The sequence below is a fragment of the Burkholderia ubonensis genome, assembly GCF_001718695.1.
GTDB classification, from domain to species: Bacteria; Pseudomonadota; Gammaproteobacteria; order Burkholderiales; family Burkholderiaceae; genus Burkholderia; species Burkholderia ubonensis_B.
Map to the genome: position 1 here is coordinate 1,977,673 of NZ_CP013422.1, position 23,491 is coordinate 2,001,163.

General features: G+C 68.5%; 19 protein-coding genes. 9 read left to right on the plus strand and 10 right to left on the minus strand.

Annotated elements, in window-relative coordinates; translation table 11 throughout:
- Nucleotides 1-253 precede the first annotated feature (253 nt).
- Complete coding sequence (locus WJ35_RS28320; protein ID WP_069240517.1) at nt 254-1,756, minus strand: PLP-dependent aminotransferase family protein; 1,503 nt, start codon at nt 1,754-1,756, stop codon at nt 254-256.
- 129 nt (nt 1,757-1,885) lie between these two features.
- On the opposite strand from WJ35_RS28320, the gene WJ35_RS28325 reads away from it, so the two are divergent.
- Complete coding sequence (locus WJ35_RS28325; RefSeq protein WP_060237303.1) at nt 1,886-3,169, plus strand: 4-aminobutyrate--2-oxoglutarate transaminase; 1,284 nt, start codon at nt 1,886-1,888, stop codon at nt 3,167-3,169.
- Between the two features lie 76 nt (nt 3,170-3,245).
- Nucleotides 3,246-4,721, plus strand: a complete 1,476-nt coding sequence (gene gabD, locus WJ35_RS28330; RefSeq protein WP_069240518.1) for an NADP-dependent succinate-semialdehyde dehydrogenase — start codon at nt 3,246-3,248, stop codon at nt 4,719-4,721.
- A gap of 123 nt (nt 4,722-4,844) precedes the next feature.
- Here the strand turns inward: gabD and WJ35_RS28335 are convergent, their stop codons facing one another.
- Nucleotides 4,845-6,389, minus strand: a complete 1,545-nt coding sequence (locus WJ35_RS28335) for a PAS domain-containing methyl-accepting chemotaxis protein (protein WP_069240668.1) — start codon at nt 6,387-6,389, stop codon at nt 4,845-4,847.
- 399 nt (nt 6,390-6,788) lie between these two features.
- Complete coding sequence (locus WJ35_RS28340) at nt 6,789-8,333, minus strand: PAS domain-containing methyl-accepting chemotaxis protein (RefSeq protein WP_069240519.1); 1,545 nt, start codon at nt 8,331-8,333, stop codon at nt 6,789-6,791.
- A 374-nt stretch (nt 8,334-8,707) separates the two neighbouring features.
- Here WJ35_RS28340 and WJ35_RS28345 point away from each other — a divergent pair, with 374 nt between their 5' ends.
- Nucleotides 8,708-9,187: a DUF523 domain-containing protein gene (locus WJ35_RS28345; RefSeq protein ID WP_046424053.1), complete on the plus strand. Its 480-nt coding sequence runs from the start codon at nt 8,708-8,710 to the stop codon at nt 9,185-9,187.
- 89 nt (nt 9,188-9,276) lie between these two features.
- On the opposite strand, the gene pcaF is transcribed toward WJ35_RS28345, so the two are convergent.
- Nucleotides 9,277-10,479 carry a 3-oxoadipyl-CoA thiolase gene (gene pcaF / locus WJ35_RS28350; protein ID WP_060237236.1) on the minus strand — a complete coding sequence of 401 codons (1,203 nt, stop codon included), beginning with the start codon at nt 10,477-10,479 and terminating at the stop codon, nt 9,277-9,279.
- Nucleotides 10,480-10,695: 216 nt separating this feature from the next.
- On the opposite strand from pcaF, the gene WJ35_RS28355 reads away from it, so the two are divergent.
- Entirely contained in the window at nt 10,696-11,484 is a 789-nt protein-coding gene (locus WJ35_RS28355; RefSeq protein WP_059554616.1) for an IclR family transcriptional regulator, read from the plus strand.
- 39 nt (nt 11,485-11,523) lie between these two features.
- Here WJ35_RS28355 and WJ35_RS28360 read toward each other — a convergent pair whose 3' ends face one another.
- Together WJ35_RS28360 and WJ35_RS28365 are read right to left on the minus strand one after the other, a co-directional pair.
- The gene (locus WJ35_RS28360) at nt 11,524-12,858 is read right to left on the minus strand and encodes an MFS transporter (protein WP_060237229.1); all 1,335 of its coding nucleotides are present in this window, start codon (nt 12,856-12,858) and stop codon (nt 11,524-11,526) included.
- 53 nt (nt 12,859-12,911) lie between these two features.
- Nucleotides 12,912-14,102 (minus strand): M20 aminoacylase family protein, encoded by a 1,191-nt coding sequence (locus WJ35_RS28365; protein ID WP_069240520.1) that lies wholly within the window; start codon nt 14,100-14,102, stop codon nt 12,912-12,914.
- A 263-nt stretch (nt 14,103-14,365) separates the two neighbouring features.
- Here WJ35_RS28365 and WJ35_RS28370 point away from each other — a divergent pair, with 263 nt between their 5' ends.
- Nucleotides 14,366-14,944, plus strand: a complete 579-nt coding sequence (locus WJ35_RS28370) for a peroxidase-related enzyme (protein WP_060122071.1) — start codon at nt 14,366-14,368, stop codon at nt 14,942-14,944.
- 114 nt (nt 14,945-15,058) lie between these two features.
- Here the strand turns inward: WJ35_RS28370 and WJ35_RS28375 are convergent, their stop codons facing one another.
- Nucleotides 15,059-15,934, minus strand: a complete 876-nt coding sequence (locus tag WJ35_RS28375) for an SDR family NAD(P)-dependent oxidoreductase (RefSeq protein ID WP_069240521.1) — start codon at nt 15,932-15,934, stop codon at nt 15,059-15,061.
- A gap of 95 nt (nt 15,935-16,029) precedes the next feature.
- The gene (locus WJ35_RS28380; protein ID WP_010094553.1) at nt 16,030-16,608 is read right to left on the minus strand and encodes a TetR/AcrR family transcriptional regulator; all 579 of its coding nucleotides are present in this window, start codon (nt 16,606-16,608) and stop codon (nt 16,030-16,032) included.
- 193 nt (nt 16,609-16,801) lie between these two features.
- On the opposite strand from WJ35_RS28380, the gene zwf reads away from it, so the two are divergent.
- Entirely contained in the window at nt 16,802-18,277 is a 1,476-nt protein-coding gene (gene zwf, locus WJ35_RS28385; protein ID WP_060234360.1) for a glucose-6-phosphate dehydrogenase, read from the plus strand.
- A gap of 43 nt (nt 18,278-18,320) precedes the next feature.
- Here zwf and WJ35_RS28390 read toward each other — a convergent pair whose 3' ends face one another.
- Nucleotides 18,321-19,268: a LysR family transcriptional regulator gene (locus WJ35_RS28390; protein WP_069240522.1), complete on the minus strand. Its 948-nt coding sequence runs from the start codon at nt 19,266-19,268 to the stop codon at nt 18,321-18,323.
- 101 nt (nt 19,269-19,369) lie between these two features.
- Here WJ35_RS28390 and WJ35_RS28395 point away from each other — a divergent pair, with 101 nt between their 5' ends.
- The 3 genes from WJ35_RS28395 to WJ35_RS28405 all read left to right on the plus strand — a co-directional run bounded on the left by WJ35_RS28395 (nt 19,370) and on the right by WJ35_RS28405 (nt 22,781).
- A complete protein-coding gene (locus WJ35_RS28395) occupies nt 19,370-20,581 on the plus strand; it encodes an MFS transporter (RefSeq protein ID WP_060238603.1) in 1,212 nt (403 codons plus the stop codon).
- A gap of 211 nt (nt 20,582-20,792) precedes the next feature.
- Nucleotides 20,793-21,599, plus strand: a complete 807-nt coding sequence (gene dkgB / locus WJ35_RS28400; protein ID WP_060238605.1) for a 2,5-didehydrogluconate reductase DkgB — start codon at nt 20,793-20,795, stop codon at nt 21,597-21,599.
- A 66-nt stretch (nt 21,600-21,665) separates the two neighbouring features.
- Nucleotides 21,666-22,781 carry an alkene reductase gene (locus tag WJ35_RS28405; protein ID WP_069240523.1) on the plus strand — a complete coding sequence of 372 codons (1,116 nt, stop codon included), beginning with the start codon at nt 21,666-21,668 and terminating at the stop codon, nt 22,779-22,781.
- Nucleotides 22,782-22,818: 37 nt separating this feature from the next.
- Here the strand turns inward: WJ35_RS28405 and WJ35_RS28410 are convergent, their stop codons facing one another.
- Nucleotides 22,819-23,484, minus strand: a complete 666-nt coding sequence (locus WJ35_RS28410; RefSeq protein ID WP_014724113.1) for an O-methyltransferase — start codon at nt 23,482-23,484, stop codon at nt 22,819-22,821.
- Between the last annotated feature and the right edge of the window lie 7 nt (nt 23,485-23,491).

The window sequence follows — 23,491 nt, forward strand, 5'->3', positions numbered from 1 at the left end:
TATTATCGGCAATTCCGCGCGAGCACGCGCGATATCCGGATGCGGGATGGAATGCGTGCGCCGCGGTCCACGTCGGCGCAAACCGCGAAGTCGGCACGAACCGGGCGAACCGGGCAAACCGCATGGTCCGACGCGGCGCCTCGGCTACGACACGGGCGTGTCACGCGTTCACCGTCGCGTCGCACGTGTCCTACGACGCGGCCGCCTCCGGTCGCGACCACGCCACCACACGCCCACACACGCCCACTCCCCATCAAGCCGCCGCAACGACCCCGTCGAACGCCCGCTCGTCGATCGCCTCCGCCAGCGTCGCGAACGCCGGCGCGATCTCCTCTTCCGGCACGCACGCGTAGCCGAGCAGCAGCCCCGACGCCGCGCGCGCCGGGTCCGCGTAATACCCGGACAGCGGCCGCACGACGATGTTGCGCGCGAGCGCGGCCTGCGCGACCGCGCGATCGTCGACGCCGTCCGGCAGCCGCGTCACCAGGTGCAGCCCGGCATCGCTGCCGGCCGCCTGCAGCGTATCGCCGTAGCGGCGCGCGACCGCGTCGAGCAGCATCTCGCGGCGCTGCCCGTACAGCGTGCGCATCTTGCGGATGTGCGACACGAAGTGCCCTTCGGCGATGAACTCCGCGAGCACCGCCTGCTGCAGCAGCTGCCCTTCCCGGTACAGCTCCGCGCTCGCCGTCGCGAAGCTGTCCGCGAGCGGCTCCGGCGCGACGAGGTAGCCGACCCGCAGCCCCGGAAACAGCGTCTTGCCGAAACTGCCGACGTAGATCACCTGCCCCGCCGTGTCGAGCCCCTGCAGCGACGCGAGCGGCCGGCTGCCGTAGCGGAACTCGCTGTCGTAGTCGTCCTCGATGATCCAGCAGCGGTGCTGGCGCGCATATTCGAGCAGCATCCGGCGCCGCGCGAGGCTCATCACCATCCCGAGCGGATACTGGTGCGACGGCGTGACGAGCATCAGCTTCGGCGGCTCGGCGAGATCGGCGGCCGACGGCGCGATCCCCTCGTCGTCGACCGGAATCGGCCGCGTCGTGAGCCCCGACACGTTGAGCACGCTGCGCACGCCCCAGTAGCACGGGTCCTCGGTCCAGATCGCGTCGCCCGGGTCGGTCAGGAGCCGCACCGCGAGATCGATCGACTGATGGATGCCGGTCGTGATCACGATCTGCTCCGGCGCGCAGCGCACCGAGCGCGACGTGCGCAGATAGTCGGCCAGCGCCTCGCGCAGCAGCGCGAGCCCGCCGCCCGGCGCGTAGGTCAGCAGGTCAGGACGCAGGCGCCGCCAGTACTTGTTGTGCAGGCGCGTCCATACGCGCGCCGGAAATCGCGACACATCGGGCACGCCCGGCATGAACGCGCCGCCCTGCCGCTTCGACACGCCCGCGCCCTCGACGAGCCGCGCGCCGCGCGCGGACAGCGGCCGCGCCCGCGGGGCCGGCGTCAGGCCCGCGGCGTCCGCCGGCGCGCCGACGAGCTCGTCCGGCGCGCTGTCGGCGACGAACGTGCCGCGGCCGGTCGCCGAGCTCACATAGCCTTCGAGCGCGAGCTGCTCGTACACCTGGGTCACCGTGTTGCGCGCGATCCCGAGCTCGGCCGCCAGCAGCCGCGACGACGGCACGCGCGTGCCGGCCGGCAGCTCCCGCGACAGGATCGCCTGCTGCAGCAGCCGGTGCAGCTGCCGGTAGATCGGCTGCGCACCGCCGCGCACGAGACGCTGCGCCAGCCAGTCCGACAACACGCTTGCCCGCATGATTGGCTCCTAACTATTTATTGAAATGGCTCTGATTGTCAGAGCCAAATCTGATTATAGTCGCCGTCATGGGCTGCCGGAGCGCGCCCGATTCCTTCCCACCGGATACGAAACATCAAGGAGATGACCGTGAAGAATGCCGACCTGCAGGCCCGCAAGAACGCCGCCACCCCGCGCGGCGTCGGCGTGATGTGCGATTTCTATGCAGCCCGCGCCGAGAACGCGGAGCTGTGGGACGTCGAAGGCCGCCGCTTCATCGATTTCGCCGCCGGCATCGCGGTGCTGAACACGGGCCACCGCCATCCGAAGATCGTCAAGGCGATCGCCGACCAGTTGAACAGCTTCACGCACACCGCGTACCAGATCGTCCCGTACGCGTCGTACGTCGAGCTGGCCGAGAAGATCAACGCGCGCGCGCCGGGCGACTTCGCGAAGAAGACCGCGTTCTTCACGACCGGCGCCGAAGCCGTCGAGAACGCGATCAAGATCGCGCGCGCGGCGACCGGCCGTCCGGGCGTCATCGCGTTCTCGGGCGGCTTCCACGGCCGCACGATGATGGGCATGGCGCTGACCGGCAAGGTCGCGCCGTACAAGCTGAACTTCGGCCCGTTCCCGGGCGACGTGTTCCACGCGCCGTACCCGACCGCGCTGCACGGCGTGACGACCGCCGACTCGATCAAGGCGATCGAGATGCTGTTCAAGGCCGACATCGATCCGAAGCGCGTCGCCGCGATCATCTTCGAGCCGGTGCAGGGCGAAGGCGGCTTCAACCCGGCGCCGGCGGAATTCGTGCGCGCGCTGCGCAAGATCTGCGACGAGCACGGCATCCTGCTGATCGCCGACGAAGTGCAGACGGGCTTCGCGCGCACCGGCAAGCTGTTCGCGATGCAGCACTACGACGTGCAGGCCGACCTGATCACGATGGCGAAGAGCCTCGCGGGCGGCATGCCGCTGTCGGGCGTCGTCGGCCGTGCCGACGTGATGGACGCGGCCGCGCCCGGCGGCCTCGGCGGCACCTACGCGGGCAACCCGCTCGCGGTCGCGTCGGCGCACGCGGTGCTCGAGATCATCGACGAAGAGAAGCTGTGCGAGCGCGCGACGCAGCTCGGCGACGTGCTGAAGGCGAAGCTGAACGCGCTGCAGGCCGACGTGCCGCAGATCGCCGACGTGCGCGGCCCGGGCGCGATGATCGCGGTCGAGTTCATGAAGCCGGGCACCGGCGAGCCGGATGCGGAATTCACGAAGCGCGTGCAGGCGCGCGCGCTCGAGCGCGGCCTGCTGCTGCTCGTGTGCGGCGTGTACTCGAACGTCGTGCGCTTCCTGTTCCCGCTGACGATTCCGCAAGCCGTGTTCGACGAAGCGCTCGTGATCCTCGAGGACGTGCTGAAGGAAACGGTCGGCGTGCCGGCCTGAGGTCCAGTCAACTGATCGCGCCGCCGCCGTCGTGACGACGGCGGCGGCCGTTTCATCTTCAAAGCAGGCTATTCATATGAGCACTGTCCATGTCCAGGAATCCCTTTCCCTGAAAGATCCGTCGCTGTTCCGCCAGCAGGCTTACGTCAACGGCGCATGGCAAGGCGCGGCGAACGGCGAGACGTTCGAGGTCCGCAACCCGGCGACGGGCGGCCTCGTCGGCGTCGTGCCGGTGCTGGGCGCGGCCGAGACGCGCCAGGCGATCGACGCCGCGAACGCCGCATGGCCCGCGTGGCGCAAGAAGACCGCGAAGGAACGCGCGGCGATCCTGCGCAAGTGGCATGACCTGATGATGGAAAACGCCGACGACCTGGCGCTGATCCTGACCACCGAGCAAGGCAAGTCGCTGGCCGAGGCGAAGGGCGAGATCGGCTATGCCGCGTCGTTCCTCGAATGGTTCGCGGAAGAAGGCAAGCGCGTGTATGGCGACACGATCCCGACGCCGGCGAGCGACAAGCGCATCGTCGTGACGAAGGAGCCGGTCGGCGTGTGCGCGGCGATCACGCCGTGGAACTTCCCGGCGGCGATGATCACCCGCAAGGTCGGCCCGGCGCTCGCGGCAGGCTGCCCGATCGTCGTGAAGCCGGCCGAGGCGACGCCGTTCTCCGCGCTCGCGATGGCCGTGCTGGCTGAGCGCGCGGGCGTGCCGGCCGGCGTGTTCAGCGTCGTGACGGGCGACCCGAAGGCGATCGGCGGCGAACTGACGTCGAATCCGGTCGTGCGCAAGCTGTCGTTCACCGGCTCGACGCCGGTCGGCCGCCTGCTGATGGCGCAATGCGCGCCGACGGTCAAGAAGGTGTCGCTGGAGCTGGGCGGCAACGCGCCGTTCATCGTGTTCGACGACGCCGACCTCGACGCGGCGGTGCAGGGCGCGATCGCGTCGAAGTACCGCAACAGCGGCCAGACCTGCGTGTGCACGAACCGCTTCTACGTGCACGAAGCCGTGTACGACCAGTTCGCGCAGAAGCTCGCGGCGGCGGTCGGCCAGCTGAAGGTCGGGCGCGGCACCGAGCCGGGCGTCACGCAAGGCCCGCTGATCAACGAAGCGGCCGTGCTGAAGGTCGAGGCGCACATCGAGGACGCGCTCGCGAAAGGCGCGACCGTCGTCACGGGCGGCAAGCGCCACGCGCTCGGCCACGGCTTCTTCGAGCCGACCGTGCTGACGGGCGTCACGCCGGCGATGAAGGTCGCGAAGGAAGAGACGTTCGGGCCGCTCGCGCCGCTGTTCAAGTTCGGCAGCGACGACGAAGTGATCCGCCTCGCGAACGACACCGAGTTCGGCCTCGCCGCGTACTTCTACAGCCGCGACATCGGCCGCGTGTGGAAGGTCGCCGAAGCGCTCGAGTACGGGATGGTCGGCGTCAACACCGGCCTGATCTCGAACGAGGTCGCGCCGTTCGGCGGCGTGAAGCAGTCCGGCCTCGGCCGCGAAGGCTCGCACTACGGCATCGACGACTACGTCGTGATCAAGTATCTCTGTCTCGCTGTTTGACGGTTCGGGGCCTGCCGCTTCGGTGACGGGCCCTGACCGCCCGGCCGGAACCGGGCGGCCCGACGCGGGCCGGCGTCCCCTCTCCGCCGTGCCCGCGTCACCTCCTCGTGCGCGCCTGCGCGCTCAACGAAACACGTTCACCGCATCCACCAGCCGCGTCGCCTGCTGCTTCAGGCTCTCCGACGCCGCCGTGCTCTGCTCGACGAGCGCCGCGTTCTGCTGCGTGATGCTGTCGAGATGCACGACCGCCTGATCGACCTGCGTGACGCCCGAGCTCTGCTCGGCGGTCGATGCGCTGATCTCCGCGATCAGGTCCGACACCCGCTTCACCTGCGCGACGATGTCCTCCATCGTCTTGCCCGCGCCGTCTACGATGCGCGAGCCCGACTCCACCCGCTCGACGCTCGCGCCGATCAGCGTCTTGATCTCCTTCGCCGCATTCGCGCTGCGCTGCGCGAGCGAGCGCACCTCGCCCGCGACCACCGCGAAACCGCGCCCCTGATCGCCCGCGCGCGCCGCCTCGACCGCTGCGTTCAGCGCCAGGATGTTGGTCTGGAATGCGATCCCGTCGATCACGCCGATGATGTCGGCGATCTTGTGCGAACTCGCGGTGATGTCGTTCATCGTCGCGACCACTTCGTTGACCGCCTGCCCGCCGCGCATGGCCGCCTCGCTCGCCGACACCGACAGCTGGTTGGCCTGCAGCGCCGTCTCCGCGTTGCTCGACACGGTGGCCGTCATCTCGGCCATCGACGCGGCCGTCTGCTGGACGCTGGTCGACGCCTGTTCGGTGCGCGCGCTCAGGTCGTTGTTGCCCTGCGCGATCTCGTTGCTCGCGCGCTGCACGTTGAGCACCTGCTCGCTGACGTCGTCGACCAGCCAGCGGAACATCAGCCCGAGCTGGTTGATCGTGCGCAGCGTCATGCCGATCTCGTCGACGCGGTCCATGCCGGCGCCGCCGCGGCGATCGCCGGTCGCGACGTTCAGCGCCTGGTCGCGCAACTGCTTCAGCGGGCGGGCGATCTGCGCATCGAGCCACAGCCCGGCGATCAGCGACGCGCCGGCCGTCACCGCCGCAAACCCGGCCAGCGCGCCGCCGCCGAGGCCGCACGCCCAGCCGGCGCCGACCACGACGGGCGCCAGCACGCCGAGCGTCGCATGCAGCCGCGCGCGCACCGACATCGTCCGGAACAGCGACGTGAAGCCGAGCAGGCCGGTGCGCACGACCAGGCCCTTATGGAAGCGGCGACTGCCGGCGTTGCCTTCGCGGAACGCGCGGTACAGCGCATCGGCAGCCGCGATCTCGTCGCGCGACGCCTTCGTGCGCACCGACATGTAGCCGGTCGGCTGGCCGTTGCGCATCACCGGCACCGTATTCGAACGCACCCAGTAGTGATCGCCGTTCTTGCGGCGGTTCTTCACGAGCGCCGTCCACGGCTCGCCGTTCTTCAGCGTCGCCCACATGTCGGCGAATGCCTCCTTCGGCATGTCCGGATGGCGCACGACGTTGTGCGGCTGACCTTCGATTTCTTCCGGAGAAAATCCGCTGACCTGAATGAACGCCGCGTTCGCGTACTGGATGTAGCTGTTGGCGTCGGTGGTCGACATCAGCGTCGCGTCATCGGGAAACTCGAATTCGCGTTGCGTGACAGGCTGGTTATTGCGCATGGTATGAGGTTCCTGGTGGCGGATCTTGCGTCCGCTCGTGAATAGGATCGAGGCCGGATGCAGCGCGCTCGCGCCGCATTCGGTCAATCAGACTCCTGCGCTTTCGGCAAATCTGGCGAAAACCTTATGCCGCCCAAGGGTAAATTCGCATTAATTCCGCTTCACGCGCCTTTGCCGAATCCTTGATTCATACGTAAATCGAAAAATTCGTCAGGCAAATCGTTCGGAGCCCAATCATCCGATTATTCGATAATCGCCGGTCACGCGAATCGACGAATCGATTCGATATCCAGAATGCGAATTTCTCTCATTTTTTGCACTGGATCGAATCGCATGACCGCGGCCTGAGCGGGCCGACGGCCATACGATGCACATGCACCGGCAAGCGCGCCTGCGCGATCAGCGGAACACGTTCACCGCGTCGACCAGCCGCATCGCCTGCTGCTTCAGGCTCTCCGACGCCGCCGCGCTCTGCTCGACCAGCGCCGCGTTCTGCTGCGTGATGTTGTCCAGATGCACGACCGCCTGATCGACCTGCGCGACGCCCGTGCTTTGCTCGGCCGTCGACGAGCTGATCTCCGCGATCAGATCCGACACGCGTTTGACCTGCGCGACGATGTCTTCCATCGTCTTGCCCGCGCCGTCTACGATGCGCGAGCCCGACTCGACGCGCTCGACGCTCGCGCCGATCAGCGTCTTGATCTCCTTCGCCGCATTCGCGCTGCGCTGCGCGAGCGAGCGCACCTCGCCCGCGACCACCGCGAAACCGCGCCCCTGATCGCCCGCGCGCGCCGCCTCGACCGCTGCGTTCAGCGCCAGGATGTTGGTCTGGAATGCGATCCCGTCGATCACGCCGATGATGTCCGAAATCCGGCGCGAGCTGTCCGTGATGTCGTTCATCGTATTGACGATCTCGGACATCGCGTGCCCGCCGCGTTCCGCCGCCTCGCTCGCAGAGACCGACAACTGGTTCGCCTGCTGCGCGGTCTGCGCGTTGCTGTCGACGGTCGCCGTCATCTCCGCCATCGACGCGGCCGTCTGCTGCACGCTCGACGCGGCCTGCTCGGTGCGCGCGCTCAGGTCGTTGTTGCCCTGCGCGATCTCGTTGCTCGCGCGCTGCACGTTGAGCACCTGCTCGCTGACGTCGTCGACCAGCCAGCGGAACATCAGCCCGAGCTGGTTGATCGTGCGCAGCGTCATGCCGATCTCGTCGACGCGGTCCATGCCGGCGCCGCCGCGGCGATCGCCGGTCGCGACGTTCAGCGCCTGGTCGCGCAACTGCTTCAGCGGGCGGGCGATCTGCGCATCGAGCCACATGCCGGCCGCCGCGGCGGCGCCGGCCGTCACCGCGGCGAACGCCGCGAGCCCGCCGCCGTCGAGACCGCACGCCCAGCCCGTGCCGATCACGACCGGCGCCAGCACGGCCAACGCCGAGTGAACGCGCGCGCGCACCGACATCGTTTGCGGCAGCGAGACGATGCGCATCAGCCCGGTGCGCACGACCAGCCCCTTGTGGAAACGCCGCTTGCCGGCGCGGCCTTCGCGAAAGTCGCGATACAGCGCCTCGGCGCCCGCGATCTGGTCGCGCGGCGCCTTCGTGCGCACCGACAGGTAGCCCTCCGTGCGGCCGTTGCGCATCACCGGCACCGCGTTCGCGCGCACCCAGTAATGGTCGCCGTCCTTGCGGCGGTTCTTGACGAGCGCGGTCCATGGTTCGCCGCCCTTGAGCGTCGCCCACATGTCGGCGAACGCCTCCTTCGGCATGTCCGGGTGCCGCACGAGGTTGTGCGGCTGGCCGACGAGTTCGTCGGTGGAGAAACCGCTCACATACGCAAACGTTGTGTTCGCATAGGTGATGATGCTGTCGGCGTCAGTGGTCGACATCAGCGTCGCATCGTCGGGGAATTCGAATTCGTGTTGGGTAACGGGCTGGTTGTTGCGCATGGAGGGCTCCGAAGAGCGGGTCCGGGTTGGGGGCCCGCGCGGGCGCGGAATCGCGCTCAGTAGCCGGAAAACGGTTGATCGCTTTACGACGGTATCGTCCCCTGCTGACGGCAACTAGCGGCAAAACCTTAGGCCTGATCGACACAAAATATCGAATTCGACGCTAAATATGATTTCAATCAAACAATCTGGAAATAACCGGCGCCGAGGCGATGCCTAAACGGTGTGCACGCAGCGCCGTCAATGCAGCGATCCCATCGACCGTTGCAAACCGCAAAACGATGCGGACGTGCGCGCAGCGCTCGACGCGAACCTGGAGAACGACCGTGCAGCACACGGAGCAACAAGCGGCCACGCCGAAGATCCTCGTCAGCATGTGCCTGCTCGGGCATCCCGTCCGCTACGACGGCGCAGCCAGGCGCAGCGCGCATGACGCGCTCGCGCGCTGGCAGCGCGACGGGCGGCTGGTGCTCGTCTGCCCGGAGCTCGCCGGCGGGCTGGGCGTGCCGCGGCCGCCCGCCGAGATCGCCAGCGGCGCATCGGGCCAGCGCGTGCTCGCCGGCGCCGCACGGATCGTCGACGTGCATGGGACCGATCTGACCGCGCAGTTCGTCTGCGGCGCACAAGCCGCGCTCGCGCTGGCCCGCGCGCACGATTGCCGCTTCGCGCTGCTCGCGGACGGCAGTCCGTCGTGCGGCAGCCGCTTCATTCATGACGGGAATTTTGCGGGGCGTCGGCATCCGGGCGCCGGCGTGACGGCGGCCTTGCTGCGCGAGCATGGCATCGAGGTATTCGCGGACACCGAGATCGACGCGCTCGCCGCGCGTATCGCGCAGCATTCGCCGGCCGAATGACGATGTGGCCGGCACGCGCGCGTCGTGCCGGCCACATCGTCGAGGAAAGGCTACGCGCGCGGCGGGCCGCGCCGCGCCGCATTGCGCGCTTAGACGCGTTCGATCGCGATCGCGATGCCCTGGCCGACGCCGATGCACATCGTGCACAGCGCATAGCGGCCCTTCGTGCGATGCAGCTGGTACATCGCGGTGGTCACGAGACGCGCGCCGGATGCGCCGAGCGGATGGCCGAGCGCGATCGCGCCGCCGTTCGGGTTCACGCGCGGATCGTCGTCCGCGACGCCCAGCATGCGCAGCACCGCGAGCCCTTGCGACGCGAACGCCTCGTTCAGCTCGATCACGTCGAACTGGTCGATCGTCATACCGAGCCGCGCGAGCAGCTTCTGCGTGGCCGGCGCCGGGCCGATGCCCATCACGCGCGGCGCGACGCCCGCCGTCGCGATGCCGAGCACGCGGGCGCGCGGCGTCAGGCCGAAGCGCTTCGCGTTCTCCTCGTTCGCGAGCAGCAGCGCCGCTGCGCCGTCGTTGACGCCCGACGCATTGCCGGCCGTCACAGTGCCGTCCGGGCGCACGACGCCCTTGAGCTTCGCCAGCGTCTCCAGCGACGTCTCGCGCGGATGCTCGTCGCGCGACACGACGAGCGGGTCGCCCTTTTTCTGCGGGATCGTCACCGCGACGATCTCCTCCGCCAGCGTACCGTCCTGCTGCGCGCGCGCGGCCTTCTGCTGGCTGCGCAGCGCGAACAGATCCTGGTCGGCGCGGCTGACGTGGTAGTCGGTCGCGACGTTTTCGGCCGTTTCCGGCATCGAATCGACGCCGTGCAATTGTTTCATCAGCGGATTCACGAAGCGCCAGCCGATCGTCGTGTCGAAGATGTCGGCCTGGCGCGCGAACGCGCTCGCCGATTTGCCCATCACGAACGGCGCGCGGGTCATGCTCTCGACGCCGCCCGCGATCATCAACCCGGCCTCGCCGGACTTGATCGCGCGCGCGGCGGAGCCGACCGCATCCATCCCGGAGCCGCACAGGCGGTTGATCGTCGAGCCCGGCACGACCTGTGGCAGGCCCGCGAGCAGCAGCGACATGCGCGCGACGTTGCGGTTGTCCTCGCCCGCCTGGTTCGCGCAGCCGTAGATCACGTCGTCGATCGCGGACCAGTCGACGTCGCGGTTACGTTCGACGAGCGCCTTGAGCGGCACCGCGCCCAGATCGTCGGCGCGCACGCCGGACAGCGCGCCGCCGTAACGCCCGATCGGCGTGCGGATCGCATCACACAGGAAAGCTTCGGTCATCAGTGTCTCCGGGAGAGAAATGATATGGGCGCCCCCATTGCATTGCCCGCCGGGATGCGCTTAAATGTTCTATATACGAACATAAGATCGTGTATCGAACGTTCGATGCATCATAGGGAGTGCGGGGACGGCCTGTCAAGCGCCGGCGGCGGCCGCGCGGTTGGCGTGTCAGGCCCCATGCGCTATCTTCTCGGCTGCACGATATTCCGACAGGTCATGACTACCGAAGACATCCAGGCCAAACCCGGCGACTCCTACGTCCAGTCGTTCGCGCGCGGGCTCGCGGTGATCCGCGCGTTCGACGCGGACCGTCCCGAACAGACCCTCACCGAGGTCGCGTCGGCCACCGGCCTGACGCGCGCCGGCGCGCGCCGGATCCTGCTCACGCTGCAGACGCTCGGCTACGTCGAGGCGGACGGACGGCTGTTCCGGCTCACGCCGAAGATTCTCGAGCTCGGCTTCGCGTACCTGACGTCGATGCCGTTCTGGAATCTCGCGGAGCCGGTGATGGAGCAGTTGTCCGCGCAGATCCACGAGAGCTGCTCGGCGGCCGTGCTCGACCGCACCGAGATCGTCTACGTGCTGCGCGTGCCGACGCACAAGATCATGACGATCAACCTGTCGATCGGCAGCCGGCTGCCCGCGTACTGCACGTCGATGGGCCGCGTGCTGCTGTCCGCGCTCGACGACGCGACGCTCGACGCCACGCTCGCGCAGAGCGGCATCCGCGCGCACACGCCGCGCACGGTCACGGACCTCGGCGAACTGAAGGCCGCGATCGCGCTCGTGCGCCAGCAGGGCTGGGCGATCGTCGACCAGGAGCTGGAAGTGGGGCTGCTGTCGATCTCGGCGCCGATCCGCAACCGGCGCGGGCAGATCATCGCGGCGATGAACGTGAGCGGCAATGCGCAGCGGCATACCGCGAAGCAGATGGTGAAGGAGTTTCTCGGGCCGCTGCAGCAGGCGGCGCAGACGGTGTCGGAGCTGGTTGCGCGGCGGGGGTGACGCGCCGGCAACCGGCAAATCGGACGCGCCGTTGCGCCGTCAGTCGCCCCGCTCCCCCGCCGTCTCCCGCAGCATCGCCACCGCCGCCAGCGACACCAGCACGCACACCGCGACGTAACCCGCCGGCGCGAGCTTGCTGCCGGTCGTCTGCACGAGCCACGTCGCGACGAGCTGCGACGTGCCGCCGAAGATCGTCACCGCGAGCGCATACGCGATCGAGATCCCGGTCGCGCGCACGCGGCGCGGAAAGGATTCGCACATCAGCGCGAATTCCGATGCGGAACCCATCGAATAGAACAGCAGCATCAGCGCGGTCAGCGGCATGACGACCGACAGCGACGGATGACGGTTCATCAGCCAGAATGCCGGGAACAGCAGCACGACGAGCACGCCGCGCCCGACGAAGATCGGCAGGCGCCGGCTGCCGATCCGGTCCGACAGCCAGCCGAACAGCGGGCACGTCAGCAGCATCACGCATCCCGACGCGACGCCGACGAACATCGACAGCTTCATCGGCAGGCCGAGCGTATGGATCGCATAGGTCGGCATGTAGAAGGTCAGGATGTAGGTCGACACCGTGCCGCCCATCACCGTCAGCGCCAGCAGCAGCACCGTGCGCGCATGCTGCGTGAACAGCTCGCGCAGCACGCCGCCGTCGATGCCGTGGTGACTGTCGCCCGGTGCATCGTCGGCGAGGCGCCGGCGCAGGATCATGCCGACCGGCGCGATCAGCACGCCCACGAAGAACGGAATCCGCCAGCCCCAGCTTTCGAGCGCGCCCTTCGTCAGCGTGTTCGACAGCAGCGCCGCGAAGCCCGAGCCCATCAGCGCCGCGCCGCCCTGCGTCGCGAGCTGCCAGCTCGCGCGCAAGCCGCGCCGCGACACGCCGCCTTGTTCGAGCAGCGTCGACGTCGCCGCGCCGAACTCGCCGCCTTGTGAGAAGCCCTGCATCAGCCGCGCGCAGACGACGAGCAGCGGCGCGGCCACGCCGATCTGCGCATAGGTCGGCGCGATCGCGATCAGGCCCGTGCCGAGCGCCATCAGCGTGATCGTCAGGTTCAGCGCGGCCTTGCGGCCGTTGCGGTCCGCGTAGACGCCGAGCACGATGCTGCCGAGCGGCCGCGTGAAGAAGCCCGCCGCGAACGTCGCGACCGACAGCAGCAGCGACGTCGTCGGATCGCCCGACGGGAAATACAGCTTGCCGATCAGCACCGCGAAGAAACCGTACACGGTGAAATCGAAGAATTCCAGCCAGTTGCCGATCACGGCCGCCGCGATCGCGCCGCGCCGGGTGACCGCAGGAGAATCGGGCGGGGCGTCGGCCGCGACGGCGGCAGACGCGGCGGCGGGCAATGCGAGAGGATCTTTCTGCATCGTTCAGGTCTCCGATCGAATCGGCCGGAACCGCCGGCCGCGCGCCGCCGGTGTCAGCGGCCCAGAAAACGCTCCACGAGGCGCGTCCAGAACGCCGCGCCGATCGGCAGGTTGCGATCGTTGAAGTCGTATTTCGGGTTGTGCACCATGCAGCCGTCCTCGCCCGCGCCGTTGCCGAGGCGCACGAACGAACCGGGGCGCCGCTGCAGCATGAACGCGAAATCCTCGCTGCCCATCAGCAGGTCGGCCTGCTCGACGACGTTCGCGTCGCCGACCAGCTCGCGCGCGACCCGCGCGGCGAAATCGGTTTCGGCATCCGAATTGACGACGACCGGATAGCCTTCGATGTACTCGACGTGCGCGGTCGCGCCGTAGCTCGCGGCCTGCGACTCGGCGAGCTCGGCGATGCGGCGCTTGAGCAGCGCGCGCACGTCCGGGCTGAACGAGCGCACGCTCAGCTCGAGCCGCGCGCCGTGCGGAATCACGTTGTTCGCGGTGCCCGCGTGCATCGAGCCGACCGTGACCACGGCGGGCTGCGCGGGATCGACGTTGCGCGCGACGATCGTCTGCAGCGCCATCACGATGCTCGCCGCGACGACGACCGGATCGACCGCCAGGTGCGGCCGCGCCGCGTGCCCGCCGACGCCGTCGATCGAGATGATCGCCTTGTCGCCCGCCGACATGAACGGGCCGCGCCGCGTCAGGAACACGCCGGGCGCCGCGCCCGGATGGTTGTGCATGCCGAACACCGCGTCGCACGGGAAGCGCTCGAACAGGCCGTCGTCGATCATCTTCTTCGCGCCGCTGTCGACGCCGTGCTCTTCGGCCGGCTGGAAATACAGGTGCACGGTGCCGGAGAAGTTGCGGGTCTTCGCGAGATGCTGCGCGGCGCCAAGCAGCATCGTCGTGTGGCCGTCGTGCCCGCACGCGTGCATCTTGCCGTGCGTCGCGCTGGCGTACGGCAGGCCCGTCGCCTCGACGATCGGCAGCGCGTCCATGTCCGCGCGGATGCCGATGCTGCGCGCGCCGTCGCCAACCCGCAGCGTGCCGACCACGCCGGTCCTGCCGACGCCGCGCGTGACCTGCCAGCCCCATTGCGCGAGCCTGTCGGCGACGAGCCCGGCGGTTTCGACTTCCTCGTACGCGAGTTCGGGATGGCGGTGGATGTGATGGCGGATCTCGCGCAGGCCGTCGGCGGCAGGCAGCAGATCGTCGATTTCGGTAAAGCGGACATCGGTGGTCATCAAGCGGGCTCCTGCTGAGCGTCTGCGTGTCAGCCCGCACGCGGCGAGCGGCATGCGGGAAAGCGAGCCACTATAACGAGCCGATATCGGTTCAATAAGATGCGGAATTTTTCACCGCGATAAGGTTTTTTAATCAGGGTAAACACGGCTCCCGACGGCCGACACGTGCACGCCGTTGACGCCGCGGCCCAACGGTTTATCGTTCACGTTCCGGCCGGCGGCACGCGCAGCGCGCCCGACCGCGCCACTATCAAGGAGACCCCATGACCGCTGCCGACCACGCGCCCATCAGCCGCTTCCCCGTGCCCGCGCTCGACGATCTGCCCGACGACATTCGCGCACGCATCGCCGCCGTTCAGGAGAAGTCGGGCTTCATCCCGAACGTGTTCGTCACGCTCGCGCATCGCCCGGACGAATTTCGCGCGTTCTTCGCGTACCACAACGCACTGATGGACAAGCCCGGCAATCTCACCAAGGCCGACCGGGAGATGATCGTCGTCGCGACCAGCAGCGCGAACCAGTGCCAGTATTGCGTGATCGCGCACGGCGCGATCCTGCGCATCCGCGCGAAGGATCCGCTGATCGCCGACCAGATCGCGACGAACTACCGCAAGGCCGACATCACCGCGCGGCAGAAGGCGATGCTCGACTTCGCGATGAAGGTCTCGCAGGCCGCGCATGAAGTGGGCGAAGCGGACTTCGACACGCTGAAGTCGCACGGCTTCAGCGACGACGACGCGTGGGACATCGCGGCGATCGCCGCGTTCTTCGGCATGTCGAACCGCCTCGCGAACGTGACCAACATGCGCCCGAACGCGCAGTTCTACGCGCTCGGGCGTTGACGGCGCGGGCCGTCGCGGGCGCAGCCTGCCTCGTGCTGCCGCGCCGTTCGCCGCATGCGCCGGCCGGCAGCGGCGCAGCCGCAGAACGCGCGGCCGAAACCCGCGCTTGCCCGCCTACCCGACCTGCTTCAACGTGTGCAGCCCCTCTGGCAGCTTCGCGTCGGGGAACATCGTCGACAACGTCGTATCGCGCCACCGCGCCGCCTCCTGTGCGCGCTGCGCTTCGGCCTGCTCGCAGACGAACACCGCATCGCCGCCCAGCAACAGCCGCATCGGCACATCATCGCGACGCGACAGCTCGACGATCAGCGCGGCGATCCGCGCCGGATCGCCGATCTCGTGGCCGCCATACGCGCCGAGCATGTCGAGCATGCGTCCGACCGACGGCTGGTAGTCCGGCAGCATGCCGTCGACGCCGCGCTTCGCCTCGGCGGCCCAGCCGGTGCGCATCCCGCCCGGCTCGAGCGTGCACACGCGCACGCCGAACGGCGCGACCTCCTTCGCCAGCACGTCGCTGAATCCGCCGACCGCCCATTTCGCCGCCTGATACGCGGACAGGCCGGGCGTCGACGTCCGCCCGCCCACCGACGACACCTGGAAGATATGGCCCGCGCGCTGCGCGCGCATCGTCGGCAGCACCGCGCGCGTCACGTTCACCACGCCGAACAGGTTCGTCTCGATCTGCGCGCGGAAATCGTCGGCGCTCATCTGCTCGAACGGCGCCGTATGGCCGTAGCCCGCGTTATTCACGAGCACATCGATGCGCCCGAATGCGTCCCGCGCGGCAGCGACGGCGCGCGTCGCCGCCGCTGCATCGGTGACGTCGAGCGCGACCGGCAGCAGCCGGTCGCCGTAACGCCCGGCCAGATCCGCGAGCCGCGCGGGATCACGCGCACCGGCCACGAGCCGGTCGCCCGCCGCGAGCACCGCCTCCGAAATCGACCGCCCCAGGCCGCGTGCGGCCCCTGTGACAAACCAGACTTTCGACATGTTCCACTCCTCGAGAATGACATCACACAAAATGAATGATTACTCACTCATTAATAAAGACGATGCATCGATGACTCGACCGACGCACCGCACGTTCATAGCGTGTGCAACACCGCCCACAGCGCCCGAAAGCCGGCTTCGCGGTAGGCATCGGCCCGCGCCGGATCGCGCGCGACCGATTCCATCGTCGTTTCCGCGATCGACGTGAACAACGCGCCGCAGAACGCGAGTGCCTCGTCGGGCCGCAATGTGCCCGATGCGGCGATCCGCTCGCGCAGCACCGCCCGGATCGGACCGAATCCTTCGGCGCCCGCGTCGCGATGCGCGCCGTCGATGCGTCCGCTGACCTCGAGCTGCCGCAGCGCGCGCCGCCCGTCCGGATTCGCGACGCCCCACGACACGTAGCCGTTCCACGCGTGGCGCATCGCCGGCTCGGCGGGGCCGTCCTCCGGGAAGCCCGTCATCATCGCGCGCCGCAGGTCGGCCTTCAGATGCAGGTACAGCGCGTTCAGCAGCGCATCCTTGGTGTCGAAATACGTGAACACCGTCCCCTCGGCCACGCCCGCGAGCCGCGCAATGCGCGCGGTGGTCGCGGCCGCGCCATGTTCGGCGAGCGCGCCGGCCGCCGCGGCGAGAATCGCTTCGTGCTTGTCGAGACTGCGGGGTCGTGCCAAGATTTGCCGCCTTAAATGAGTGATTGCTCAATCATAATCGAGCCCGCCGGGATCGCGCAAGCGGCGTCGCGGATCGATGACGAGCGCACACGCGATTCGGCAAAACCGTGCACTATTAGGGTTTTCGTTGCACCGCCGCACCGGCGCCTTCGACGTTCGTTCAACGCCCACCGTTTCAGACAGCGAACCACCCATGACGAATCAGCCTACCCAGACTGCAGCCGATCAGCCCGTCGACATGATCATCTTCGGCGGCGGCGGCGACCTCGCCGCCCGCAAGCTGCTGCCCGCGCTGTACATGGCGCATCTGCACCGCAACCTCCCCCCCGAAACGCGGATCATCGCGGTCGGCCGCCGCGACTGGGGCATCGACGGCTACCTGAAGTTCATGGAGGAGCAGTCGCGGCCGTTCATCGACGAGAAGGCGTTCGACCCGCAGGCGTGGCATCGCTTCCTCGACCTGTTCCGCTACGTGCTGATCGACGTGCACGACGCGGCCGACTACGCGCGCCTCACGGAAGCAACCCGCCGCGACGCGATTCGCGTGTTCTACCTGTCGACGTCGCCGGAGCTGTTCACGACGATCTGCGACAACCTCTCGTCGGCCGACCTCGTCGACGCCCGCTCGCGGGTCGTGCTGGAGAAGCCGCTCGGCCACGATCTTGCATCCGCGAAGGCCATCAACGACGCGGTCGGCAAGCACTTCGAGGAATCGCAGATCTACCGGATCGACCACTATCTCGGCAAGGAAACCGTGCAGAACCTGATGGTGCTGCGCTTCGGCAATCCGATCTTCGGGCCGCTGTGGCAGGCGCCCTGCATCCGCAGCGTGCAGATCACCGTCGCGGAAACGGTCGGCGTCGGCAGCCGCGCGGGCTTCTACGACCATACCGGCGCGCTGCGCGACATGGTGCAGAACCATCTGCTGCAGCTGCTGTGCATCGTCGCGATGGAGCCGCCCGTGTCGCTCGATCCGGATGCGGTTCGCGACGAGAAGCTGAAGGTGCTGCGCTCGCTGCGGCCGATGTCGCCGTCGGACATCGCGCGCGACACGGTGCGCGGCCAGTACACGGCGGGCGCGATCGACGGCCAGCCGGTCAAGGGCTACCTCGAGGAAGACAACGTGCCGCCGGACAGCCGCGCGGAAACCTTCGTCGCGCTGCGCGCGCACATCAACAACTGGCGCTGGGCGAACGTGCCGTTCTTCCTGCGCACCGGCAAGCGGCTGCAGAAGCGCCAGTCGGAAATCGTGATCGAGTTCGCGGACATGCCGTTCTCGATCATCCCGAGCGGCCCGCGCCACTACAGCAACCGGCTCGTGATCCAGCTTCAGCCGGAAGAATCGATCCAGCTGCAGATGCTCGCGAAGGAGCCGGGCAGCGGCATGAACATGGTGCCGGTGAGCCTCAACCTCGACCTGCAGCAGGCCATTCCGGAGCGGCGCGCGGAAGCGTACGAGCGGCTGCTGATCGACGTGATCCGCGGGCGCCTCACGCACTTCATGCGCCGCGACGAACTCGAGGCCGCGTGGAAGTGGGTCGAGCCGATCCTCGACGGCTGGCAGCAGATCGGCGACCGGCCGCGGCTGTATACGTCGGGCACGTTCGGGCCGGCCGCATCGTCCGCGCTGCTCGCGCGGAACAACATGTCGTGGTCCGAAGAGGCGTAAGCGGCCCGCCGGCAGGCCCGCCGCGCACGCGCGCGGCGCGCCGTCACAGCGGCCCCATCCAGGCGGCCTTGCGCCGCGCGGGCGCTTCGCTGCCGGTGCCGCTGCCGCCGCGCAGCGCATCGATCAGGTAATCGACGAACGATGCGATCCGCGACGAAATCGCCGTGTTCCGGTAATAGACCGCATTGATCGGCTGCCGCACGTCCTGCGTCTGGCGCGCGAGGAGCTGCACGAGCCGCCCCGCTTCGCGATCGTGGACGGTCATGAAGTCCGACAGGCAGACGATGCCCGCGCCGTCGAGCGCGAGTTGCCTGAGCGTCTCGCCGCTCGACGACCAGATCGCCGGCGCGATCCGGTACGGCTCGCCGTCCGTGCCGAGGATCGGCCACACGTTCAGCGACTCCGGCTGATTGAAGCCCAGCAGCGCATGCTTCGCGAGATCCTCGACCTTGCGCGGGTGTCCGTGCGCCTCGAGATAGGCCGGGCTCGCAAGCAGGCGCAACCGGCTGTTGCCGATGTGCCGGCTGTGCAGCGTCGAATCCTTGAGCCGGCCGATCCGGATCGCGACGTCGGTGCGCTTTTCGAGCAGGTCGATGATCCCTTCGTTGCTGTTCAGCTCCAGCTCGACCTGCGGAAACCGCTCGCGATAGCCGCGCACGAGCGGCACGATCACGTGCAGCATGAACGGCGACGCGGCATCGACCCGCAAGCGCCCCGACGGCTTCTCGCGCCGCGCCGTCATCTGCTCTTCGGCGCTCTCGACCGATTCGATGATCGCGCGCGCATTCTGCAGGAACGCCTGCCCCTCCTCGGTCAGTTCGAGCCGCCGCGTGGTCCGACGCAGCAGCGTGGTCTTCAGCTTTTCCTCGAGCCGCGCGAGCGTGCGGCTCGTCGCCGACACGGTGAGGTCGAGCTGCTGCGCGGCCGACGTGATCGATCCGGTGTCGACCACGGTCGCGAATGCCTGGAGTTCGTCGAGCGTGACTTTCATTGTTGATCTCAAATCAAAACAATTTGGTTTATAGACGAGTTTTTCCGCAAAAGTAAAGCCGGCACACTGCGATCCGTCCTCACCGGAACCAGGATCCCGTCATGCCACTCGCCCTGCTCGCGCTGACGATCAGCGCATTCGCCATCGGCACGACCGAATTCGTGATCGTCGGGCTGATCCCGACGATCGCCGCCGATCTCGCCGTCACCCTGCCCTCCGCGGGCCTGCTCGTCAGTCTCTATGCGCTCAGCGTCGCGATCGGCGCGCCGCTGCTCACCGCGCTGACCGGCCGCGTGCCGCGCAAGACGCTGCTCGCCGGGCTGATGGCGCTGTTCACCGTCGGCAACCTCATCGCGTGGCAAGCGCCCGGCTACGAATCGCTGATCGTCGCGCGCATCCTCACCGGCCTCGCGCACGGCGTGTTCTTCTCGGTCGGCTCGATCATCGCGACGACGCTCGTGCCGAAGGACAAGGCCGCGAGCGCGATCGCGACGATGTTCAGCGGGATGACCGTCGCGTTCGTCGCCGGCATTCCGCTCGGCACCTTCATCGGCCAGCACTTCGGCTGGCGCGCGACGTTCCTGATCGTCGCGCTGTTCGGACTCGTCGCGTTCCTCGGCGCGGTCGCGTTCGTGCCGCGCCGGCTGCCGCAAACGGAACCCGCGCCGCTCGCCCGGCAGTTCCGCGTGCTGGCGCAGCCGCGCCTGTTGCTCGTGTTCGCGATGACGGCGGTCGGCTACGGCGGCTCGCTGATCGCGTTCACGTACATGGCCCCGCTGCTCGAGCAGATTGCCGGCTTCACGCCGTCGCAGGTGAGCCTCGTGCTCGTCGGCTACGGCGTGTCGGTCGCGTTCGGCAACGTGTGGGGCGGCAAGCTCGCGGATCGCGTCGGGCCCGTCAAGGCGCTCAAGCGGATCTTCCTGCTGCTCGCCGTCGTGCTGCTCGCGCTGACGTTCACCGTCCACTACGCATGGCTCGCGGTGCTGACGATGCTCGCGTGGGGCGCGGTCGCGTTCGGCAACGTGCCGGGCCTGCAGGTCTACGTCGTCAAGCAGGCGCGGCATTTCGCGCCGGACGCCGCCGACGTCGCGTCGGGCTTCAACATCGCCGCCTTCAACCTGGGCGTCGCGGGCGGCTCGTCGCTCGGCGGCCTGATCGTCGCGCACGTCGGCCTCGGCCATACGCCGTGGATCGCCGCGGTCGTCACGCTCGGCGCGTTCGCGCTCACCGCGCTGAGCGGCCGTCTCGACCAGCGCGCCGGCCTGCCCGAGCGCACGGCCGAACCCGCCGAAGCCGCGGAATTCGCCCACTGAGCCCTTTCGCTACCCGCCGGAGATCACCAACATGAATGCACCGGCCCGACGTCCGCCACGTGACAGGAAGCCGACCGCGCGACCGTCGCATGAGCCACATTTGATTTCAAATCAAATATGTTTGCCGTCTAGAGGCGTTTATTTCATCAGTGGCAAGCGCCAGAATGCCTCTCGGGCCAACCCGGCCCACATACACTCAAGGAAGCCCATCATGAGCAAGATCCCCGCTTTCGGCCTCGGCACGTTTCGCCTGCAAGACCAGGTCGTCATCGATTCGGTCCGCAACGGCCTCGAGCTCGGCTACCGCGCGATCGACACGGCGCAGATCTACGGCAACGAAGCGCAAGTGGGCGAAGCGATCGCCGCATCCGGCGTGCGCCGCGACGAGCTGTTCCTGACCACGAAGATCTGGGTCGACAACTACGCGAAGGACAAGCTCGTGCCGAGCCTTCAGGAAAGCCTCGACAAGCTGCGCACCGACTACGTCGACCTGACGCTGATTCACTGGCCGGCGCCCGGCAACGGCGTGTCGATCGAGGCATTCATGACCGCGCTCGCCGACGCGAAGGCGAAGGGCCTGACGCGCCGGATCGGCATCTCGAACTTCAACATCGAACTGACGAAGCAGGCGATCGCCGCCGTCGGCAAGGGCGAGATCGCGACCAACCAGATCGAGCTGAGCCCGTACCTGCAGAACCGCAAGCTGGTCGCGTTCCTGCAGCGCGAGGACATCCACGTCACGTCGTACATGACGCTCGCGTACGGCAAGGTGCTCGGCAACGCGGTGATCGGCGCGATCGCGCAGAAACACCAGGCCACGCCGGCCCAGGTCGCGCTCGCGTGGGCGCTGCAGCTCGGCTACTCGGTGATCCCGTCGTCGACGAAGCGCGAGCACCTCGCGAGCAACCTGCTCGCGCAGACGCTGCGGCTGACCGACGAAGACATGGCGCAGATCGCCGCGCTCGAGCGCAACGGCCGCGAAGTCGACCCCGCCGGCCTCGCGCCGGAGTGGGACTGATCGCCCCGGCACTTTCTCATACCCGTCCGCGGCCCGCAGGCCGCGGGCCTGACAGGACACCCCATCATGACCCAGGACCCCTTGTTTCAACCGCTGCAACTCGGCGCGCTGATGCTGCCGAACCGCATCGTGATGCCGCCGATGACCCGCTCGCGCGCGAGCCAGCCCGGCGACGTCGCCAACGACCTGATGGCCGCGTACTACGCGCAGCGCGCGAGCGCCGGCCTCATCGTCAGTGAAGGCACCTACATCGCGCCGCTCGGCAAGGGCTATGCGTGGACGCCCGGCATTCATGCGCCCGAGCACGTCGCCGGCTGGCGCAAGGTGACCGACGCCGTGCACGCCGCCGACGGCCGCATCTTCGCGCAGCTCTGGCACGTCGGCCGGCTGAGCCATACGAGCCTGCTCGGCGGCAAGCAGCCGGTGTCGTCGTCGCCGCTGCAGGCGACAGGCGTGAACGTGTTCATCGCGGGCGAGGACGGCAGCACGCCCGGCTTCGTGCAGGCCTCCGAGCCGCGCGCGTTGACGGTCGAGGAAATCCGCGACGTCGTCGGCCAGTATCGCGCCGCCGCCCGCAACGCGATCGACGCGGGCTTCGACGGCGTCGAGCTGCACGGCGCGAACGGCTATCTCGTCAACCAGTTCATCGACTCGAACGCCAACACGCGCACGGATGAATACGGCGGCTCGCTCGAGAACCGGCTGCGCTTCCTCGGCGAAGTCACGCAGGCGCTGATCGAAGGCGCCGGCGACGCATCGCGCGTCGGCATCCGCCTCGCGCCGCTGACCACGCTGAACGGCTGCGTCGACGACGATCCCGAAACGACGTATCTCGCCGCCGCGAAACTGCTCGCCGGTCTCGGCGTCGGCTACCTGCACATCGCGGAAGCGGACTGGGACGATGCGCCGCTGATGCCGGTCGAATTCAAGCAGAAGCTGCGCGCCGCGTACCCCGGCGTGCTGATCTATGCGGGCAAGTACACCGCGGAGCGCGCGCGCGAAGCGATCGCCGCCGGCTGGGCCGACCTGATCGCGTTCGGCCGCCCGTTCGTCGCGAACCCCGACCTGCCCGAACGCCTGCGCATCGGCGCCGAGCTCGCGCCGCACGACCGCAACACGCTGTTCGGCGGCGGCGCCAAGGGCCTCACCGACTACCCGGCGCTCGCGCAGGCTTGCGCGTGAACGTGAAAGTGAGCGCCCGCGCGATGGCGCGCCGATGTCAGACGAGCCGCATCGACAGCTCGACGTCGGCGCCGAACGGCACCGACAGGTAGCCGTTCGCCGGCGCGCGCACGTAGTCGAGGTAGTCGGGGCTGTGCTCGGCGTTGTCGGCGACGATGAATGCGCCGCGCCGCAGCCGCGGCTCGACGCGCGCGAGTATCTCCGGATACAGCGCCTTCGCGCCGTCGAGCAGCAGCAGGTCGACGGTGGCCGGCAGGTCGGTCGCGAGCGTCTGCAGCGCATCGCCTGCGCGGATCTCGACCAGATCCGCGAGCCCGGCCGCCGCGAGGTTCGCGCTCGCGCGCGCCACCTTCGACGCCTCGAATTCGCTCGTGATCACGCGGCCGCCGCCGTTGTCGCGCAGCGCGGCCGCCAGATGCAGCGTCGAGATGCCGAACGACGTGCCGAACTCGACGATCGAGCGCGCGCCGCAACCGCGCGCGAGCATGTACAGCAGCGCGCCCGTCTCGCGCGACACCGCGAGCGGATAGTCCTTCAGACCTGCATAGAAATCGGCGTAATCGGTCTTGCTGCGCATCAGCCGCGCCAGCTCGTCGCGCGACACGCCGGCGAACGCCGGGTCCGACGCGGGCGACGACGCGTCGGCTTCGTCGAACAGGCGCGCGAGCAGCGATGCGAGCGGATCTTGAATCAGGGTGGTCATGCAAATC

Coding starts and splice junctions, on each gene's coding strand:
- WJ35_RS28320 (WP_069240517.1), bottom strand. CDS start 1,756: ATGCGGGCAAGCGTGTTGTCGGACTGGCTGGCGCAGCGTCTCGTGCGC.
- gabD (WP_069240518.1), top strand. CDS start 3,246: ATGAGCACTGTCCATGTCCAGGAATCCCTTTCCCTGAAAGATCCGTCG.
- WJ35_RS28335 (WP_069240668.1), bottom strand. CDS start 6,389: ATGCGCAATAACCAGCCTGTCACGCAACGCGAATTCGAGTTTCCCGAT.
- WJ35_RS28340 (WP_069240519.1), bottom strand. CDS start 8,333: ATGCGCAACAACCAGCCCGTTACCCAACACGAATTCGAATTCCCCGAC.
- WJ35_RS28345 (WP_046424053.1), top strand. CDS start 8,708: ATGTGCCTGCTCGGGCATCCCGTCCGCTACGACGGCGCAGCCAGGCGC.
- pcaF (WP_060237236.1), bottom strand. CDS start 10,479: ATGACCGAAGCTTTCCTGTGTGATGCGATCCGCACGCCGATCGGGCGT.
- WJ35_RS28355 (WP_059554616.1), top strand. CDS start 10,696: ATGACTACCGAAGACATCCAGGCCAAACCCGGCGACTCCTACGTCCAG.
- WJ35_RS28360 (WP_060237229.1), bottom strand. CDS start 12,858: ATGCAGAAAGATCCTCTCGCATTGCCCGCCGCCGCGTCTGCCGCCGTC.
- WJ35_RS28365 (WP_069240520.1), bottom strand. CDS start 14,102: ATGACCACCGATGTCCGCTTTACCGAAATCGACGATCTGCTGCCTGCC.
- WJ35_RS28370 (WP_060122071.1), top strand. CDS start 14,366: ATGACCGCTGCCGACCACGCGCCCATCAGCCGCTTCCCCGTGCCCGCG.
- WJ35_RS28375 (WP_069240521.1), bottom strand. CDS start 15,934: ATGTCGAAAGTCTGGTTTGTCACAGGGGCCGCACGCGGCCTGGGGCGG.
- zwf (WP_060234360.1), top strand. CDS start 16,802: ATGACGAATCAGCCTACCCAGACTGCAGCCGATCAGCCCGTCGACATG.
- WJ35_RS28390 (WP_069240522.1), bottom strand. CDS start 19,268: ATGAAAGTCACGCTCGACGAACTCCAGGCATTCGCGACCGTGGTCGAC.
- WJ35_RS28395 (WP_060238603.1), top strand. CDS start 19,370: ATGCCACTCGCCCTGCTCGCGCTGACGATCAGCGCATTCGCCATCGGC.
- dkgB (WP_060238605.1), top strand. CDS start 20,793: ATGAGCAAGATCCCCGCTTTCGGCCTCGGCACGTTTCGCCTGCAAGAC.
- WJ35_RS28405 (WP_069240523.1), top strand. CDS start 21,666: ATGACCCAGGACCCCTTGTTTCAACCGCTGCAACTCGGCGCGCTGATG.
- WJ35_RS28410 (WP_014724113.1), bottom strand. CDS start 23,484: ATGACCACCCTGATTCAAGATCCGCTCGCATCGCTGCTCGCGCGCCTG.